Source organism: Ornithinibacillus halotolerans (assembly GCF_014637405.1).
GTDB lineage: Bacteria > Bacillota > Bacilli > Bacillales > Amphibacillaceae > Ornithinibacillus > Ornithinibacillus halotolerans.
In genome coordinates this window covers 171,667-189,999 of sequence record NZ_BMEY01000003.1, presented here as the reverse complement: position 1 = coordinate 189,999, position 18,333 = coordinate 171,667, and the positions used below count along the sequence as shown (strand labels likewise).

General features: G+C 35.5%; 16 protein-coding genes. All 16 read right to left on the bottom strand.

The genetic code is table 11. The features are described 5' to 3' along the window. Positions 1–2 precede the first annotated feature (2 nt). The 16 genes from IEV35_RS04080 to IEV35_RS04005 all read right to left on the bottom strand — a co-directional run bounded on the left by IEV35_RS04080 (position 3) and on the right by IEV35_RS04005 (position 18,131). On the bottom strand, positions 3–956 hold the full coding sequence (locus tag IEV35_RS04080; protein ID WP_229740640.1) for a GNAT family N-acetyltransferase: 954 nt from the start codon (positions 954–956) through the stop codon (positions 3–5). 80 nt (positions 957–1,036) lie between these two features. Continuing rightward, the gene (locus IEV35_RS04075) at positions 1,037–1,879 is read right to left on the bottom strand and encodes a MurR/RpiR family transcriptional regulator (protein WP_188383427.1); all 843 of its coding nucleotides are present in this window, start codon (positions 1,877–1,879) and stop codon (positions 1,037–1,039) included. 226 nt (positions 1,880–2,105) lie between these two features. After that, positions 2,106–3,287 (bottom strand): anhydro-N-acetylmuramic acid kinase, encoded by a 1,182-nt coding sequence (locus IEV35_RS04070; protein WP_229740639.1) that lies wholly within the window; start codon positions 3,285–3,287, stop codon positions 2,106–2,108. 466 nt (positions 3,288–3,753) lie between these two features. Next, entirely contained in the window at positions 3,754–4,230 is a 477-nt protein-coding gene (locus IEV35_RS04065) for a flavodoxin domain-containing protein (protein ID WP_188383425.1), read from the bottom strand. Positions 4,231–4,405: 175 nt separating this feature from the next. Next, positions 4,406–5,281 (bottom strand): MurR/RpiR family transcriptional regulator, encoded by an 876-nt coding sequence (locus IEV35_RS04060; protein ID WP_188383424.1) that lies wholly within the window; start codon positions 5,279–5,281, stop codon positions 4,406–4,408. A gap of 16 nt (positions 5,282–5,297) precedes the next feature. Further along, the gene (locus IEV35_RS04055) at positions 5,298–6,278 is read right to left on the bottom strand and encodes an N-acetylglucosamine kinase (protein ID WP_188383423.1); all 981 of its coding nucleotides are present in this window, start codon (positions 6,276–6,278) and stop codon (positions 5,298–5,300) included. 59 nt (positions 6,279–6,337) lie between these two features. Next, positions 6,338–7,285 (bottom strand): GNAT family N-acetyltransferase, encoded by a 948-nt coding sequence (locus IEV35_RS04050; protein ID WP_188383422.1) that lies wholly within the window; start codon positions 7,283–7,285, stop codon positions 6,338–6,340. Positions 7,286–7,287: 2 nt separating this feature from the next. Then, a complete protein-coding gene (murQ, locus tag IEV35_RS04045) occupies positions 7,288–8,202 on the bottom strand; it encodes an N-acetylmuramic acid 6-phosphate etherase (protein ID WP_188383421.1) in 915 nt (304 codons plus the stop codon). Between the two features lie 12 nt (positions 8,203–8,214). Then, positions 8,215–9,363, bottom strand: a complete 1,149-nt coding sequence (locus tag IEV35_RS04040) for an exo-beta-N-acetylmuramidase NamZ family protein (RefSeq protein WP_188383420.1) — start codon at positions 9,361–9,363, stop codon at positions 8,215–8,217. Further along, positions 9,363–9,992 (bottom strand): YesL family protein, encoded by a 630-nt coding sequence (locus IEV35_RS04035; RefSeq protein WP_229740638.1) that lies wholly within the window; start codon positions 9,990–9,992, stop codon positions 9,363–9,365. The genes IEV35_RS04040 and IEV35_RS04035 overlap by 1 nt, the downstream gene beginning before the upstream one ends. A gap of 84 nt (positions 9,993–10,076) precedes the next feature. Then, positions 10,077–11,663, bottom strand: coding sequence for an extracellular solute-binding protein (locus IEV35_RS04030; RefSeq protein ID WP_188383418.1), 1,587 nt, complete (start codon positions 11,661–11,663; stop codon positions 10,077–10,079). 147 nt (positions 11,664–11,810) lie between these two features. Beyond that, positions 11,811–12,707 (bottom strand): carbohydrate ABC transporter permease, encoded by an 897-nt coding sequence (locus IEV35_RS04025; protein WP_188383417.1) that lies wholly within the window; start codon positions 12,705–12,707, stop codon positions 11,811–11,813. A gap of 13 nt (positions 12,708–12,720) precedes the next feature. Further along, positions 12,721–13,656 carry an ABC transporter permease gene (locus tag IEV35_RS04020; protein WP_373284687.1) on the bottom strand — a complete coding sequence of 312 codons (936 nt, stop codon included), beginning with the start codon at positions 13,654–13,656 and terminating at the stop codon, positions 12,721–12,723. A 45-nt stretch (positions 13,657–13,701) separates the two neighbouring features. After that, positions 13,702–15,303, bottom strand: coding sequence for a beta-N-acetylhexosaminidase (nagZ, locus tag IEV35_RS04015; protein WP_229740637.1), 1,602 nt, complete (start codon positions 15,301–15,303; stop codon positions 13,702–13,704). A 22-nt stretch (positions 15,304–15,325) separates the two neighbouring features. Beyond that, on the bottom strand, positions 15,326–16,045 hold the full coding sequence (locus IEV35_RS04010; protein WP_188383415.1) for a PIG-L deacetylase family protein: 720 nt from the start codon (positions 16,043–16,045) through the stop codon (positions 15,326–15,328). A gap of 205 nt (positions 16,046–16,250) precedes the next feature. Then, positions 16,251–18,131, bottom strand: a complete 1,881-nt coding sequence (locus tag IEV35_RS04005; protein WP_188383414.1) for a beta-N-acetylhexosaminidase — start codon at positions 18,129–18,131, stop codon at positions 16,251–16,253. Between the last annotated feature and the right edge of the window lie 202 nt (positions 18,132–18,333).

Here is an 18,333-nt window from a genome sequence, read left to right as displayed (position 1 = left end):
AATTAAATCTCCTTTCGATAACCTTCGTAACGTTTCCATACTTCATATCCTAGTTTCTGGTAAAACTCAATTAATCCTGTCCAGTCAATAACAACTTGGTTAACCCCTCTGTCACGAAGAAAAGCAATACCAGCTTGTACAATAGCAAGACCATACCCTTTTTTCCGCTTCTCAGCATCAACCCCAAGTGGCCCAACACCACCAACATTTGCATCAAATAAGGCTGACCAGTTCATATTTCCCATAATAATAGGGGAGTTGGCATCATTTATTCGACAAAATCCAATAATTTCACCTTTCTCCTTTAAGACTACAAATTCGCGACCAGTCCCGCCTTTTTCAAAATATTGGATTGCCTCATGCTCCCACCGACCAGGGAAGCAGCGATGAAGAAAATCGAGTAATTTTTCCTTTTCTGATTCTAGTAAAATAGTAAATTCAGCCTCTGGTTTGCTAGGCCAATAGATTTCCTCACTAGGATGGTAGTAACGAGTTAAATCGACATTGGATTGATCATGCTCATATCCTCTTTTCTCAAACCATGCCCTTGTTTGCTGCTCCTCCTTAGGAATCCCCGGAAGATAATGATACAAATCTCTACCTAAGCAGATTAGATTTGCTTCTCTTTGTTTAATAATTGCTTCAGCATGTTTAAGTAGTTCGGTCCCTATCCCTTTGTTACGGTAAGCCGAATCTACTAGAAGTGCTTGGATCCAGGCAACATCATTACGCATTTTTACTTCTGTTTCTTCTTTTAACAACTTCACCACAATAAAGCCAATTACTTTGTCATCGTCATTAATAACTATACGCGATCCTTCATATGAGATATTTTTATCTAGAAAACTATTTTGTTGAAAGAGCTCCGTTCGCATTGGAAGACTTTCCTTTAATTCCTTATTCCATAACGTAACCAGTTCATCTAATCGTTCAATTTGCCATGGTATATACCGCAATTTTTTTCCTCCTTTTACTAGAAAACGAGCATCATGCTATCTGTTAGAATAAGCCAACTGTAACGGAGTTAACCTATTATTTATTTTTTCTTCCCATTTTGTGTAATGAAGTTAATGGCATCTCTTGTGGCATCAATATAATTAACTGTTTCATCATATTTCAATGTTGCTACTCGCATGAATAAAATATCAATTATCTGTAGCTGACCAATTCGAGATGATGTAGCACCACTTCTAAATGTCGGCTCTTTTGTCGCAGACGTATATAATCTAATGTCAGCTTGCTCAGTAACCTTTGAACTGCCGTATCTTGTTAAACTAATCGTTTTCATATTCTTTTGTTTAGCAAGTTCTAATACATTTGCAACTTCATTTGTTTCACCAGAAAAAGAAATTCCAACAACAACATCATCTTCATCCCCATTACCAACTAGGGTTGCTGCCATATGGATATCTGAAAAGGCATAGACCGTTTTGTTAATTCGCAAAAACTTTTGCTGAGCATCTTTGGCAATAATACCGGATGCCCCAACTCCAATAAAATGAATCTTTTTTGCATCCAGCAGGAGCTGTACTGCTTTTTCTAATTCCTCTATTTGAATAAGATCGACAGTTTCCTTTATTGTTTGAATACTATTAGTTGTCATTTTTTCAATAATAGATTGTAGTCCTTCATCTGGTCTAATATCACGGAAACCTTCATTCGTTGTTTTATGTAAGTCACCCGCTATCCGGAACTTTAAATCTTGAAATCCCTTTAAATCAAGAGATTTGCATAGTCTAATAACTGCAGCACCACTTGTACCACTTCTTTTTCCTAATTCTTGTGCTGTAAGTTTTATTGCCTCTTCTGGTTGTTGAATGATATAAGCAGCAAGTTTTTTCTCAGAGGGAGGTAATGTGGGCAACATTTCCGTTAGCATAGTTAAACCTCCTGTCATATAGGACATGAAACCATCTCTTTTCTTAAAATATTTTATCTACATTTATAATTTGTCTGTCATCTATAGTTCTTTCTATAAAAATGTATTCTCGTATTGCTCTTCTAACGGTCATGTAAAATTAATGTTATGCCAACTGGATGAACTGTACCCTTAATTATAATGCTCCAACCAAGTCCTACCAACTTTTATGTTGTCTAGCAAGAAATTACTGTCCCCATGCTACTTTTCCCATCATAACTTTATGTCTCGCACCTGTAGCCGGTGGAAAGTTATTCGTTCTCCTATTTAAATACTGATATCCTAGTAATGCAAAAACCATCGCTTCCTTTGCATCAGCAGGTATGCCTAATTCATCCATTTTACGAAGCTTGACTCCAGCAGGTAAGCTATTTTTAATATCGTTCATTAGTGTTGGATTATAACAGCCCCCACCACTAATATATACTTCATGAATATTTGCAGAATCAAGGTAAATCCTTATTTGATCTGTTATCGTTACAGCGGTTAACTTGGTCACTGTTGCCAACCGATCTGCGAAGCTAATTGATTGCCTTTCTGCATTCTCCCACAGCTTTCTTGCATACTCCTCACCAAATAATTCTCTTCCCGTTGTTTTTGGTGGTTTCAATGTGTAGTAAGTTTCGTTTAACAATTCCTCTAACCAATCATCATCAACCTTACCATTCTTAGCTAATTCTCCGTCTTTATCATAGGTTTGCTTACCATCAGTTATCCTTTTTACGAAGTAATCCATAATCATATTCCCAGGGCCTGTGTCATATGCTTTCACCTGATTCTCATCCCCATTTGCAGGTAGAATGGTTAGATTAGAAATTCCCCCTATATTCACTAGTACTCTACCGAACAGTGGATGACGAAATAGTAGATAATCAGCATAAGGGACTAATGGTGCACCTTGCCCCCCAGCTGCCATGTCTCTTGTCCGAAAGTCCCCTACGGTTGTAATCCCAGTTACTTCAGCAATCGAACTTATATCGCCAATTTGTAATGTAGAAGTTACTCGTTGTCCTCCAATCATCATTTCGTCTGGTTGGTGAAAAATTGTTTGGCCGTGAGAACTGATAAATGCTATATCTTGTCGAAGTAGTTCTGCATCAGCAATTACTTTTAAAGCTGCTTCACCATACAATTTCCCTAATAACATATTCATATTAGAAATCATCTGGATTCTTGCTTTCGTTGGATCACAAAGCTCCAATATTTCCTGTCTCACTTCAGTCGAGTACGGAATGGTGTCAAAATACTTCAAATCTAAATTGATCTTATTTTTCTTTTCTGAAATCCGTACTACAGCAATATCAATTCCATCCACAGAAGTTCCAGACATAATACCAACTGCATAACAGGAATCATTATCTACATGCAATATCATCTCCTCCTTTTATTATGGAGATATACATAGTAACATCACTTAAACTTACCTTTATTACTCTTTTTCCACTCAAAATATCAGGTTATAACACAAATAATTGTTACCGCTTACATAAGCGAATAAAAGAAGCAATTATTGCTATTTAATATACATCTAATTAGTAGATTACTATTTAATCAAACCTATTATTATTATACATGATTACACAAGAATTGAAATGATAATTCATATATTCATATTAATATTCGGTTTATTATTTCATATCAATGGAATTACTTTTTGAAACTATGAATAGGAGAGGTGTGCGTAGAATTTTGTTGTTTAAGGGGATGAAACACAGCCTAGAAAGGAGAGCTAGTATTCATACAGGCTCTCCTCCAATCATACATCACGTACATATAGTGAACATCGAGAACACTTTACCCAAATTCCAACATATGACTAACCGTGTAAATACAATTTATCTCAAAGCTTTAACTGCTTTCTCCTCTACTAGTTGCGCTATTCCTTCAGCTAGCACTTCACAATTTTCTATATCTTCCTTCTCTGGTGTTAAATCTACTTTTAATCTTGTTGGATGAAGTTGAGCACCGCATTCCTCTAACTTTTCATACATTAAGTCCACAGCCATTCCAAATGTATCTCCGTAAGCAGAATCTCCTGCCCCGAAGACGCCACAGATGCTTCCACTTATATCACTCATGTCCAACTCATCATAAAAAAACTCCACTTCAAAAGGGATTTCTCCAAAGTCATAGGTGTAGACCCCGATTAAAGTAGCATCATAATCATTTAATTCCTCTATAGTAATTTGATCAAAATCAAAGTTCTTCATGGTCACTTGATGTTGAAGCTTCTTGAGATAGGTAGCCATTACTTCAGCCATTATTTCTGTATTTCCTGATGCACTAGCATAAAGCACTAAAAAATTACTCACGTCAAATCCCTCCTCTTAACTTCTTTCCTCCTCTCTATTTTAAATGATAACGATTATCATTTACAACATTCTAACAAGTATGTTTGTTCATCTATGGCAAATATATGAACAAGTAAAAAATCCTGATAAAAACCTTTACCAAAAAAGCGTTTCAATATCAGGATTTCTCATTAGATTATTTACTTTTCAAATTCATCTGCCCTTTAAAATACTCGATTGCCTCCCTGGTTGCATCTAGTCGTTCTACAGTTTTCTCATATTCTTCGGAAGCTACACACATAAACAAAATATCGATTAAGTGAAGTTGTGCAATTCTAGAAGATGTAGCACCACTCCGCATGACAGCTTCTTTTGCAGATGAAGTAAATAAATTAATATCGGCATAACTTGTTAACGTAGTATGTCCATATTTAGTAATGCTGATTGTTTTAGCATTTTTCTTTTTAGCGAGATCTAATAATTTAGTAACTTCAATCGTATCCCCCGAAAAAGAAATGCCGACAACAACATCATTTGGCCCCTTGTTTGCAATAGCAGTGGAAGCGATATGTAAATCGGAATAGGCATGAACATGTTTATTAATTCGTATAAACTTTTGTTCTGCATCCTTCGCTGTAATAAAGGAAGCACCGAAACCAATAAATGTAATCGAATCAGCATGAATTAATGTTTCTACTGCTTCCCTTAATCGTGGAATATTCACCATATTTGCTGTATCTTTAATGGATTGCATCGTGTTCGCCGTAACTTTTTCAATGATTTGATTATAATCTTCATTAGGTTCAATATCACGAAATCCAGGACTGCTTTTCTCTTGGAGATCTCCTGCTACACGTAGCTTTAATTCTTGAAAGCCACTAAATCCTAATGATTTGCAGAGGCGTATAACTGCTGCCCCACTTGTTTGGCTTTCACTCCCTAGAGCTTGTGCCGTTAATAATACTGCTTCTTTCGGCTGTTCTAGAATGAATTGCGCAATTTTCCTTTCTGACTTCGGTAGGGTATCTACCATTTCTTTTATGATAGTTAATCCGCCTTTTAAATGGGACATGCGCTAATCACCTACCTTATTTATAATTGATAAACGAACTACGCAGATTCAATTTAACATCTTCTGTTACAGCACAATCTATTGCCAAATAGGCTCCAACTACCGAGCCAACTACTGGCGGAAATTCTGGAATAATAAGAGACATTCTTTTGGGATAATTTATCAGTGCATCTCGAAGTAACACTGGAAGAATTGTTGGGTTTGAAAATAATCCACCGCAAAGAACGACGGTTACCTTTTCCGTTTTATTAAAAAGCTTCTGGTCAAGTGTCATAATACTTTGTGCAATATCATGAGCTACTTGTCTCAGAATAGTCATAGCCACGGTGTCTTCTTTTTCAAATGCTTGAAAAACTAATTTTGAAATTCGAGAGATTTCTAGTCGTGGATTATCAGAATAGTAAATTTTATCGATAAGTTCTCTGCCTGAACTTATCGTATATAATTTAAAAAGCATATTTTTCAACATTGTTTCAGGTCCACGTCCATCAAGAAATTTTAATACCGCTTGAATTCCATGTTTACCAACATCATAACCGCTTCCTTCATCTCCAAGCAGATAACCCCATCCTCCTACACGCCCCTGCTCTTGTCTTTCGTTTATTCCGTAAGTTATGGAACCAGTTCCAGAGATCTGCACAATTCCTGGCATACCAAATGTTCCTGAATAGAGCGCATTGATGGAGTCTGGAACTACCGTTATCTTTGTATTCAAAGAAAAGAATGGTGCAATTATTTCAGTTAAAAGAGATGCTGATGCTTTACTTCCTGCACCTGAAACCCCAGCAAAAATACTACTCACCATTTCAAGACTTCCAGGAATGTTTTCTTCCATCTCTTGAAAGATTGCTTGAAAGGTGTCATTTAATTCTTGCTTTGTTACTGCATTTGGATTGGTGGAACCATACGTAGTATTTAGCAACACTTTTCCATTTAGATCTACTAGAACTACTTGTGTTTTAGTCCCACCACCATCAATTCCAATAACATAATTCATTCTATTACCACCCTAACAATCAGCACTATGAATGCAATATTAGTGCTTGTTGTTCTATATTAAATATCCTTTTTCATAACATGGAAAGTACGAGTAATTTCGAAACCTGTTTTCTTATACAAATACCCTGCACTTGTTTTCTCACCGGTCCATAAAAACCATGCTCCATGTAGACTTTCTGCTTTCATTTGATGTAAACATAAGTTTAGTAGAATTTTCCCTAATTTTTTACCTTGCTGTTCAGGGTCTACTCCGAAAGGCCCAAAGCGATCTGGTACCCCTTCATATCCACCATAAATACAAAAGCCTACTACTTGTTCTTCTTGTCTTGCCACTAGAATTCTCTCCATTGGTAATCCCTGTAGAACTCCTTCTCTAATTGCTCTACCCCAATCTGGATTAAACTTTTCGTTTGCAAACTTAATTACATCATATAAATCTTTATCCTCAGCAGTAGTAAATGTGTAACCTTCTAGTTCGCGCTGTTTTACTAATTCTTTTATGTCATCCGTTAATTTAAAATCTACAATATTGCGGTCCATCGCGATTGGTGAATATAGCTTTGTAAATCCTTGAGCTAGCAAATAATGATATGCCTCTGGATATGCAGCCTCATCAATTCCTGGCATAATATAATTTGGTGCATAAGAAGCGAAGAAAACATGTTTACGACCATTTTCCTTTAGGAACTGAATGGCATCTTCCATTAATTTTGTACCAACACCGGAATTACGATAGTGCTCATCAACGAAAAAGAATGGAATCCAACCATTATCTGGCTCTAAATCCGTTCCATACATTGGTAATAGTCTGCGTACTGCATACACTACTCCAACAATTTTCTTTCCGTCAATTGCTACTCGTAAACCTTCCGGATCAAAATTGACATCTAATAATACTAGATTACGGAAACGTTTAGCAGTAATCGGATCTTTCCATAATGTGTTATTCCATAATGTTACAATTTGTTCTTCATCACCAGATTTATAATGTCTATAAGTAACCATGATTATTTTCCTCCCTTAGTCGCTAATTCTATTGCCACACGTACAAAGCCATCTGCTTGTTGAATATATTTCTTTGCCTCTTCTAGTGTGACACCTGTTCTAATCATGACAATGGCTGGTTTTACCTCATAATTTGTTTCTTCTAGTATTGTTGTAGCAGTTTCATAGGATGTTTCTGTAATAGTAGAAACAATATTTTTAGCACGTTCCTTTAGTTTATGATTACTTACCTTTAAATCTACCATTAGATTTTCATAGACTTTTCCGATTTTTATCATCGCTGTTGTAGTTATCATATTTAGAATCATCTTATGAGCAGTAGCAGCCTTCATTCTTGTTGAACCGGTTAGTATCTCTGGACCAGTCACAACTTCAATTTTTATATCTGCATACTGACTAATAACAGCATTCTTATTGCTAGCAAGACTTATTGTAGTTGCCCCAATTTGCTTCGCATATTTTAATGCACCTATCACATATGGGGTTCTGCCGCTTGCTGCAATTCCTATGACAACATCGTTTTTCGTTAGATGACGTTCCTTTAGATCATTAGCACCTAAGTCCTCATCATCCTCGGCACCTTCTACAGCTTTTTCAATCGCATTAATACCACCTGCCATTACAGCTTGCACTACTTCTGGAGCTGTACTATACGTTGGAGGACATTCAACTGCATCTAAAATCCCAATTCTCCCACTTGTACCTGCACCAACATAAAGTAACTTTCCACCGTTCTTCAGCTGTTGATACACAACTTCCACTGTTTTTTCTACTTCGGGGAGCACCTGTTGTACACTTTTTGCGACTGTCATATCTTCCCTATTAATAGTTGTAAGTATTTCAGCTGTTGACATACTATCAATAGTCATCGTATTTTGATTACGCATTTCTGTCGTCAAAGTTGTTAAATTATTCATTTATTATCCATCCTATTTGTATAAGAGATAAGGTTCTTTTAATTTTCGAAAAACTTCTAAACTATCATGACAAGATTCAATAAAATCATTAGACGTTCTTTGCAAGATATGATTCCTTAATGATTTCGTACCCGCTAATAAATCGAAGAAATATTTGTCATTGACGTTGCTAATAAATTCGAAATCATTGGGATACATATCGGCAATGGTTTCTAATAAGATAATTCCTGCTTGAAGAGAATTTAACTTGTAACGGTTCTCCACATGAAGTTGTATGCCACTACATAGTACATCTTTATGCTTTTGATAAAAAGGTATGAATGATGTAGGTCGAGCTATGACACCTGGAATATTCTTTTGATTAAATTCCTTTGCTAGATGTTGACCATTAATAAATGGTGCACCAACGAATTCAAATGGTCTTGTCGTTCCTCTTCCTTCAGACAGATTTGTACCTTCTATTAAGCAGGTTCCTGGATATAATATACTCATATCCATATTTGTAGTATTTGGAGATGGCGGAACCCAAAATAGTCCTGTTTCATCAAAGTACATCTCTCTATCCCAACCTTGCATTGCTACAACGGTCAATTCACAATCAAAGCCATACTCATTATTAAATAATAATGCAAGTTCTGCGACGGTCATCCCGTGACGATTTGGAATTGGCAATAAACCAACAAATGATCTAACATCATCTTCTACCAAATTCCCTTCCATCCTTGTCCCAGAAATTGGATTTGGTCGATCTAAAACAACAAAATGCTTCCCCAGTTCCTTACAAGCCTTCATTACATAGGCCATTGTATAAATAAATGTATAGTATCTAGAACCAATGTCCTGTAAATCAAAAACGAGCACATCAACTTGTTCTAGCATTTCTTTCGTTGGTTTTCTAGTTTCCCCGTATAGACTATAGACTGGTAAACCAGTAGAAGGATCTACCATGGATTCAACTTTTTCTCCTTCTCTTGCATCTCCTCGAATACCATGTTCCGGTGCATATAAAGCTGTCAGTTCTATTTCTGGATGTTCATGAAATAAATCGATAGAAGGGATTAAACGTTCATTTACACCGGTAATATTAGTTACTAGACCAATTTTTTGCCCTTTAAATTGTTTATAATCCTGCTCTAGAAAAATATCTAGTCCTAGTTTCATTAGACACCACTCACTTTTACTTCATATCTAGGAAATGACCTCATTGCAATCCACATTAATACCAAACTCGCTATACTACCACTTGCAAACAATGTTAGAAAAGGAATCATACTAAATACTACATATAGTAAATAACTTCCAACAATCATCATGATAGCATTCAATGGTTTTCCAATTACGATAATTATAGACTTCTTAATATACTCAAAAGTATTAAATTTGTAGTGGACATATATTGGAAAAATATATAATACTACCGCAAAAAATATAAAAAGAGCAAAAATAATAAAGAATGCTAAAAAAGATAGTAAGACATGTTCAGATGCCTGAAAGAAACGTAAGTCAAGATATAATATTGCTCCTATGATAGTAATTACAAAACCTATAATATTCATTTGAATAAATCCACTTTTGTACGCTTGCCAAAACGTTTGAAAAACCGGAATTTCTTTCTCGCCTAGAACCCATTTACGGGTAACTGCAAACATAGCAGAAGTCGCTGGAAAAAATCCAAACACTACTAGACCTAATAGTGAAAACACAATCCATAATAGATTAAGATACATCATTTTCATAATCCAACTTGAAATATCGTATAACTTCCAAACTATTCCTTCCAAAACCATCATTTTATCGCCTCTATATTATTTAGTAGTCTAAGCTGTAGTTAGAGACAGCCTGGAAGACCAGGCTGTTCTAATCTTATTAAGCTTTTATTGAGCTTCTTTCCAACGATCATAAGCTGATTGATGAGCATCAACTAGATCTTCAATACCTTGTTTTTCTAACGTACTTACATATTCATCCCAAGTAGCATCAATATCTTCAGCACCGGTAATGAATTTAGCCTCCATTTGTTGGAAATAACTATCAATATCAGGTTTTACAATATTAATTTTTTGTTGTTCATCTTCTGTAAAGTACACTTGTGGATATGGTAATCTTGCATATGGGATTAATTCTTCTGAAACCCAATCATAGATTTCAAGAATAGCTGGGTTTCCACCCTCTTGGGCAAAGAATTCTTCAGTTAAGTTCATTGGTACGTTTGTTCCAACACCAGGTGCATGTTTTGCATTTGTTTCTGTTGTACTTAAACCATCTTCTGAAAGAAGAACCCATTGGTTGTCTTCATTCCACTCATAAGTCTTACCTTCAATTCCTAAACGGGAAAGCATCGTTCCTTCTTCTGAATAAGCATGATCAATCCAGCGTAATGTTGCTTCTGGGTGTTCATTTTCACTAGTAATTGCTGCTCTACCTCTACGAATTTCACTCATTAAAATAGTTAGTTTTTCATCGTTAGTTGAGCTAGTCATTGGAGGTAACACAGGGTAATTTAAAGCATCTGATGGATCTTCAAATCCTACTTGAACAATTGGCCAAGTTGAGAAGATACCCGTACGGCTACCTTTAGCTACAAATTGTTCCCATGTATGAGAGAACATTTCATTATCTAATAATTGTTCTTCATATAATTTATTTAAAAACTTAAGGTATTCTTTATACTCATCCTGTACCCAGGCATATTTTACTTCGCCGTCTTCTTCATAAATTCCATCACTTTGAACAATACCAAAGTTAGGTAATAAACCAACTCTTAGATCTGCTGGAGCATTAGCTGTTAGTGGAATAACATCTCCAACATTTCCTGGATCTTCTTCTTTAAATGCTTTTAACATTTCATAGAAATCATCCATTGTTTCCGGTTTATCAAGACCAAGTTCGTCTAACCAAGGACCGTTCATCCACATAATAGGTGTTTTGGATGTTACAGATTCATCTATACCTGGTAGTGCATAAATATGACCATCCGGAGTTGTAATAGAAGCAGCAAGGTTTGGATTTTCATCCATTAGCTTCTTAAAGTTTGGTGCATACTCCTCAATTAGGTCTTCTAATGGTATTAATAGACCTTGTGAACCATAATCAGATTCTTCACTAGCAGTTAACTCTCCACCATAGAAAAAGTCTGGTAAATCCAAACTTGCAAATGCTAATTGTTTATTTTGAGTGAAGTCATCCGCAGCAGCTGTTCTATATTTTAATTTAATATTCGTTTTTTCTTCCATCTCTTGGAAGAATCCCATTTCGCCCCATTCAGGTTGTACTGGCGAACTTTTACCCATAATTTCCAATGTAATCGGCTCATCTACGATTGGATACCCAGTTGGATTGAAGTTATCATCAGGTTCACTTGTTGAAGCATTATTTTTATCATCTTTATTAGAGCATCCTACAATTACGACTGCAGCAATAAGCAGTATTACCATCATTAACAAGCTTTTTTTCAATTTCACTTCTAATCTCCCCTTATTTTTATAAAAGTTAATAAAGACTTGGCAAGCTAAATAAACAGTCACCTCCCTAGAACGAGTTGAATTTAAGCCGGGGTATTACAACTTCAAAATAGCCTAGAGTAATTCCCCCACTAAAAAATCTAGATTCTATTCTTTAAGTGATCCAATCATTACACCTTTAATAAAGAAACGTTGTAAGAATGGATACACTATTAGAAGTGGTGCTGCAGACACAATCATTACTGCATATTTAATGATATCTGCTATTTTAGCGTGTTCACTAATTGCAGCAGCTGTACCACTTTGCTGCATTAATTCAGCTGTGATTTGCTGTTGTACTAATATTTCCCTTAAGAATAACTGTAGAGGGAATAATTCTCTATCTTGTAAATAAATTAAAGCTCCAAAGTACTGGTTCCAATGTCCAACTCCATAAAATAGTGCCATTACTGCAATAATTGGTGCGGATAAAGGAATAACAATTTGGAAGAAGGTTCTAATTTGAGAAGCACCGTCAATCTCCGCTGCTTCTTCCAACCCTTTCGGTATACTAACTTTGAAAAATGTCATCGTAACAATAATATTCCACATTGCAGCTGCACTAGGAATTACCATTGCCCACACCGTGTTAATCATTCCTAAATCACGAATTAATAAGTACGTTGGAATTAATCCACCATCAAAGAACATTGTAAATACTAGCAAAGCCATAATAGCCTTTTTACCAATTAAATCGCTCCTTGATAAGGCATATGCCATTGGTAACGTTATTGCTAGATTAATAAATGTACCCAATAAGGTGTAAAAGATAGTATTTCGATAACCTAGCCAAATTTCATTGCTTTGAAATACCCGCTCGAATCCTTCAAATGTAATTCCCTTTGGAAATAACCACATTTGACCAGAGTTTACATATGCTGGATCACTAATGGATGCACTGATTATATAAATTAGCGGATATGAAATTATCACAATAAAGAACCAAACTAATAACTTATTAAAAAAGTCAAAAATTCTATCTGATTTTGCTGGTTTTATGCTCATAATGGATACTCCTTTACCATAAGCTTGTACCCGTTCTTCTTGCTAATCGGTTGAAGAAAATTAAGATTGCAAAGTTAATAACTGAATTAAATAAACCTACTGCTGTTGAATAACTATACTGTCCGTGTAATAGACCCGCTTCATATACATAGGTTTGAATAACTTGGGATGACTCTAGGTTTAACTCATTTTGCATAAGTAAGATTTTTTCAAAACCAATTGACATCATATTTCCCATGTTTAGAATAAGTAAAATTATGATAGTTGGCATGATACTTGGAAGATTTATATGCCATATTCGCTGGAGTCTGGTTGCCCCATCAACTTTTGCTGCTTCATGTAGTTGTGGGTCAACACCTGCTAATGCAGCCAAATAAATAATGGCTCCCCAACCTAAATTTTGCCATTCATTGGACCAAACGAAAATAGTCTTAAACCATCCAGGTTCGGTCATAAAACTAATTGGTTCAAAGCCAAGAAACTGTATAAAGTTATTGATAATACCTGTTGCCGGATCTAAGAATGCAATAATCATACCTACAAATACAACAACAGATATAAAATGTGGTGCATATGTTATTGTTTGTGCAGTTTTCTTAAATTTTCCATCTCTTAATTCATTAAGTGACAGGGCAACAATAATAGATATTGGGAATAGGGCTAATGCGTATAAGTTAATTCCTAACGTATTTTTAATTAGGTCCCAAAAATAATAGGAATCAAAGAAACGTATGAAATGATCAAAACCTACCCATGCACTGCCAAATATTCCGTCTACAGCCCTGAAATCTTTAAATGCAATTTGCACACCATACATTGGGTAATATTTGAATACTAGAAAATAAATTAGTCCTGGTGCTAGAAGCACATATAGCTGCCAATTTATTTTTATTTTTCTCCAGTTTGTTCCCTTTTTCTTGGGGGGATTTTCAGACAAAGTCTTTGCCAATGTTAATACAACCCCTTTCTTTTAGAAGTTGAAGCTCTTGGTTTATTATTTTTTCGAGGTTAATGTTACTGGTAATTTTCCACTAACATCTTCCTTACCGAAGATTGCTCCAGCCGCAACCTTGAGTACCGGAAAAGTAAACTCGTACGTACTAATGTAAACTGGAACTCTAGGTAAAAAATTAAGGTCATAAGGACTTCTCATCGCAATAACTGCATAAGGCAAGTTAAGCTTATTCAGTCCTTCGATCAATGATATTTGTTTACTACCATTCATAATCGTTAACGTACCAACAATAATAAAATCATATTGCTGTGCTTTATCCAAAATAGACGTTATTTCATTGTCTGTAATGGCTTTCGAAAAGTAGTAAACATCTGTTTTTTTATGATAGTATTTTATTGCTTCATCCAATGAAAGGGTTGCATAACGCTTATCCTCTACCTGCATTGTTGTTCCGTTATCAGGGCATACAACTAACACTCTTTGATTCTCATTTAATGAAACAGGTAATACATTATCATTAACTACAATTGTCACACTTTGTTTGTAGACTTCATGAGCAAGTTCTTCATGCTGTTTATTGCCAACAATACTTGGAACAACTATTTCTTTGTTTAGTGAAATTTCATCCCAGCTTAAATATTTTTCTTTTAACGCCGCAATTCGTTGATTGGATTGATTGATTAGTTCTTCATCTATCTCACCGGAATTTACAGCATGTTCAATTTCTTTTATCGTATTAATCTGCTTAGATGGCGTGTGAGAAATCATCACTAGGTCAACACCAGATTTAACAGCCTCAACACCACCACGTTCAGTACCAACACCGTTTGCAATCGCATTCATTTCCATGCAGTCTGTTGTTACGACTCCGTTGAATCCTAACTCCTCTCTTAACAAACCAGTAATAACTTTTTTAGAACGGGTTGCAGGGATTCCTGGCGTAGTTTCAATAGATGGAAAGTATACATGAGCTGTCATAACAGTATCGGCACCAGCTTCAATATTCTTCTTGAAAGGTAACAATTCTATCTTGTCCAAACGTTCTTTACTATGTGTGATAATTGGAAGGTCCAAATGGGAATCAACATTTGTATCACCATGGCCTGGAAAATGTTTAAGTGTCGTAATAACTCCGGCGTCTTGCATCCCCTTCATCATTTCTCCGCCTAATTTTGCAACCATTTCAGCAGATTCTCCAAAGGACCTTACACCTATTACAGGGTTATCAGGATTATTGTTCACATCTAAAACTGGTGCAAGATTCCAATTTATTCCTAATGCCTTTAGCTCTTTTCCAGTTGCAAGACCAATTTGGTACGCATTTTCAGGGTTACCTGATGCTCCTAAAGTCATAGCACCAGGGAAAATTGTAGCACCTTCCCCTAAACGACGAACCACTCCATTTTCTTGATCCACACAGATTAGAAGTGGGTGTTCATATTCAGCTTTCTTAGCCTCTGATTGTAAATCGGTCGTTAAGGCTAGAATTTCCTCGGGTGTACCAATGTTTCGTCCAAAAAGAATAATTCCACCAATATGGTAATTATGAATCATTTCTCTCACATAATCTGGAACTTGCTTATCAGGAAAACCTATTACTAGTAATCTTCCAATCTTTTTCTTTAAACCACTATCTACCACAATTACACCTCTTTCCTGGGAATTAAACTGGCAATTCGTGACCAGGGATACCATTTCCTCTACGAACATTTCCACCGACAGGAAACTTCAATGTTTGCGCATATGTTGCCCGACTTACACAGCCTCTAACTGTCCCAAGTGCTTTATAATAATCGTAATAACGGAATGAAGAAGAATTCATGATAAACCAATAATTTGAAAGTGCTTCTAAGTACGTGTCAAATTCTTCCGATACATCTACAAATATATCAGGCTCGTATCCTTCCATATCCTCCCAATTCTCACTATGATAGAACGGATAGAAGTGTGGTGCTAATCCATCTAAGTCGAAACCAGGAAGACCTGCTTTAAGTTGTGCAGCTTGTACAATTCTTGGACAAAGCGCGTGATCAGGGTGAATACTATTTACCCAATGCGTAATTACGACTGTTGGCTTCAGTTTTCGCATTAATGTAGCAACATGGGTAATAATTTCATCATTAAATGTCAATTCTGCATCTTTATAATCTAATGTAATACTTTTTCCACCTAATATTTCTGCTACTTTTTCTGCTTCTTGCTTCTTCTGTTTTGCATAATCTTCAACAGAAACATTTGGAGGATTTCCTTTTTCACCTGCAGTTAAATGTAAAAAGGTAACATCCCAACCAGCTTTTGCATATTTATGTGCGATTGCACCTGCTTGGATTTCAGCATCACCACAGTGTGCTCCTACAACTACTAAGTGTTTCTTTTTTTCCATAGTAAAATCTCTCCTTACAACTCAGTTTATTGATAACGCTTACACATTTGTCTTAAAAAATATACCTAGTATATAGCAATCTAGGTATTTGTATGATGATATGATAAATATATCATAATACTTCTATTTATGAAATAATAATTTAAAAAAATATTTAAAATTATGTTATTTTATTTCAATTCGAGCAGATTCATTCCTTAAACAATTAAGTTAAATTGCTAGCTGTAACTATTCTTCTATAAATATTTCTACCTAGCGATACCTTAGGCATCGGGTATGGTCCTTCAAAAGGTAATCTTTCTTCTTCCAATTCTTCAATTCTAGTAACTTTTCCAACAAGCCATTCTTGTAGGCGATATTCTGTTGTTTCCAAACGTGCAATTAGTCCCCCATAGCGGATTTCTAGCACTTCCCATCCAAATGCTTTGTACATATTGAACCAAAGGGTGCGATGACTTTTTCTTAATGTATTGACATTATCTCTAAGAAGAGTAATTTGTTTCACGAGTTGATTTAGAACACCCTTCTCCTTATTATCATAGGCGTGTTTTATCTGAATTCCCAGTTCAGCCTTACTACTTAAAACTACTGCCAACTGCTGATAAAATGCGAACATCTCACTCCATTCATTCGATGACTGTTGTTGCACAGTATCAAGTTGTGATATTAAATTTTGATAATGGGAATTTAATTCTAGTCCTTTAATATTTTCATCATATAGGCCAATCAATGGATCTTGCCAAAGTAAAAACTTGGATGGATTTGATTCATGCAAGTTATTTTTAGAAACTCCTGGCGTTTCATCAAACTTATTTAAAATCATAAAGTCAGAAAAATTACCACCTGTACAGTAGTAAAAACGTTTTTCAAGTTGCTCTTTTGTTACCTTTTCATGATATGCATGCTCTGCAAAATACTGTAGGACTGGAAGTGATGTCGTTAAAGGGGTTTCCGCTCCATTATCACCCCACATTGTTGCAAACACTTCTTGAACTCCTTCTTTTTTACACGCTGTTAAGGCTGCTTCCGTTGTAGCTAATGCTTTTCCGTAGTTTGGTGAAATACCATTCCATATCCAAACTCCACCAGCAAAGACTGGCGTTGACCCTAAATCCTGATGTTTACGGATAAAAGTACGATAAAATTCTTCATCTGTATGATAATAATCCCAGTAAACCAACTGTGTATCAGGAATAGATTCCATCACTTCTTGAGGTACAACAGCGTCTAAATCATAATAACCACCTGTCTTTAAACCTAGACGGAAATACATGTCACTCCATATCATTGGTTTAAGATTCATTTTTTCCGTAATAGAGACAACTTTTTGTAAGTGGCGATTCATAATATTAAATCGTTCTTCATAGCCATTTTGTTCTAAATATTTTCCTAACCCTAACTGATGTGCCTCATCCATACCTATATGAATCCGTTTCGACTGGAATGGGCTAGAAGATGCACGAATAAGATGTTCAATAAACGTATAGGTATCTGGGTTATCCACCAATAGAATGTCTGCAGTGTCTCTTATCCCTGCTGCATAATTCCACTTCAATGCTTCTGTTAAGTGTGCTAGCGTCTGGATACATGGAATCATCTCAATTCCTAATTTACTTGCATATTGATCACAATTCCGTAATTCTTCCTCGGTATACCGACCTCTCATATATCCAAAATAAGGATATTCCTTCACTTCATACGTATCTTCTGTATAAACCATCAGTACATTTAGACCCATTACAGCCATTTTTCGTAGCATACTGTATATTCCATTAACTGTAAGTACTGCATTTCTAGATGAATCAAGCATCACACCAGTCATGGAAAACTTTGGATCTTCAACTAAATGAAAATTTTCCATTGTTTGATAGTTTTCTAGCCATAGACCTAATGCGCGAAAAAAGTGAATTTTTTCTTCATACTTTATTACCCCATGATCCTGTTCACAATTCACTTCGATGGATCCTGCCCGATTAGTTATGTATATAGGGAAGCCCTTAGTTGATTGTTCAAAATGCAATTCTTTCTCTAGAATTTTAATTCCTTCCGCTAGTTCAGTGGTATCACCTATGAAATTTAATTTCATTTGTTGACCTCCTTTTATTGCACAATTTAATGTTAACGCTTACAAATAACATTAATAAATCTTCACTTTCTCTCGTACAAGCTTTAATTGAAATACTAACATATTTAATATCAAAGTGAAATATTTATTCAAAAAAAGTTAAAAATATCGTAATATTATTTTAATGCTTACGCTTATCTATATCATTACATTTGGGAAATAT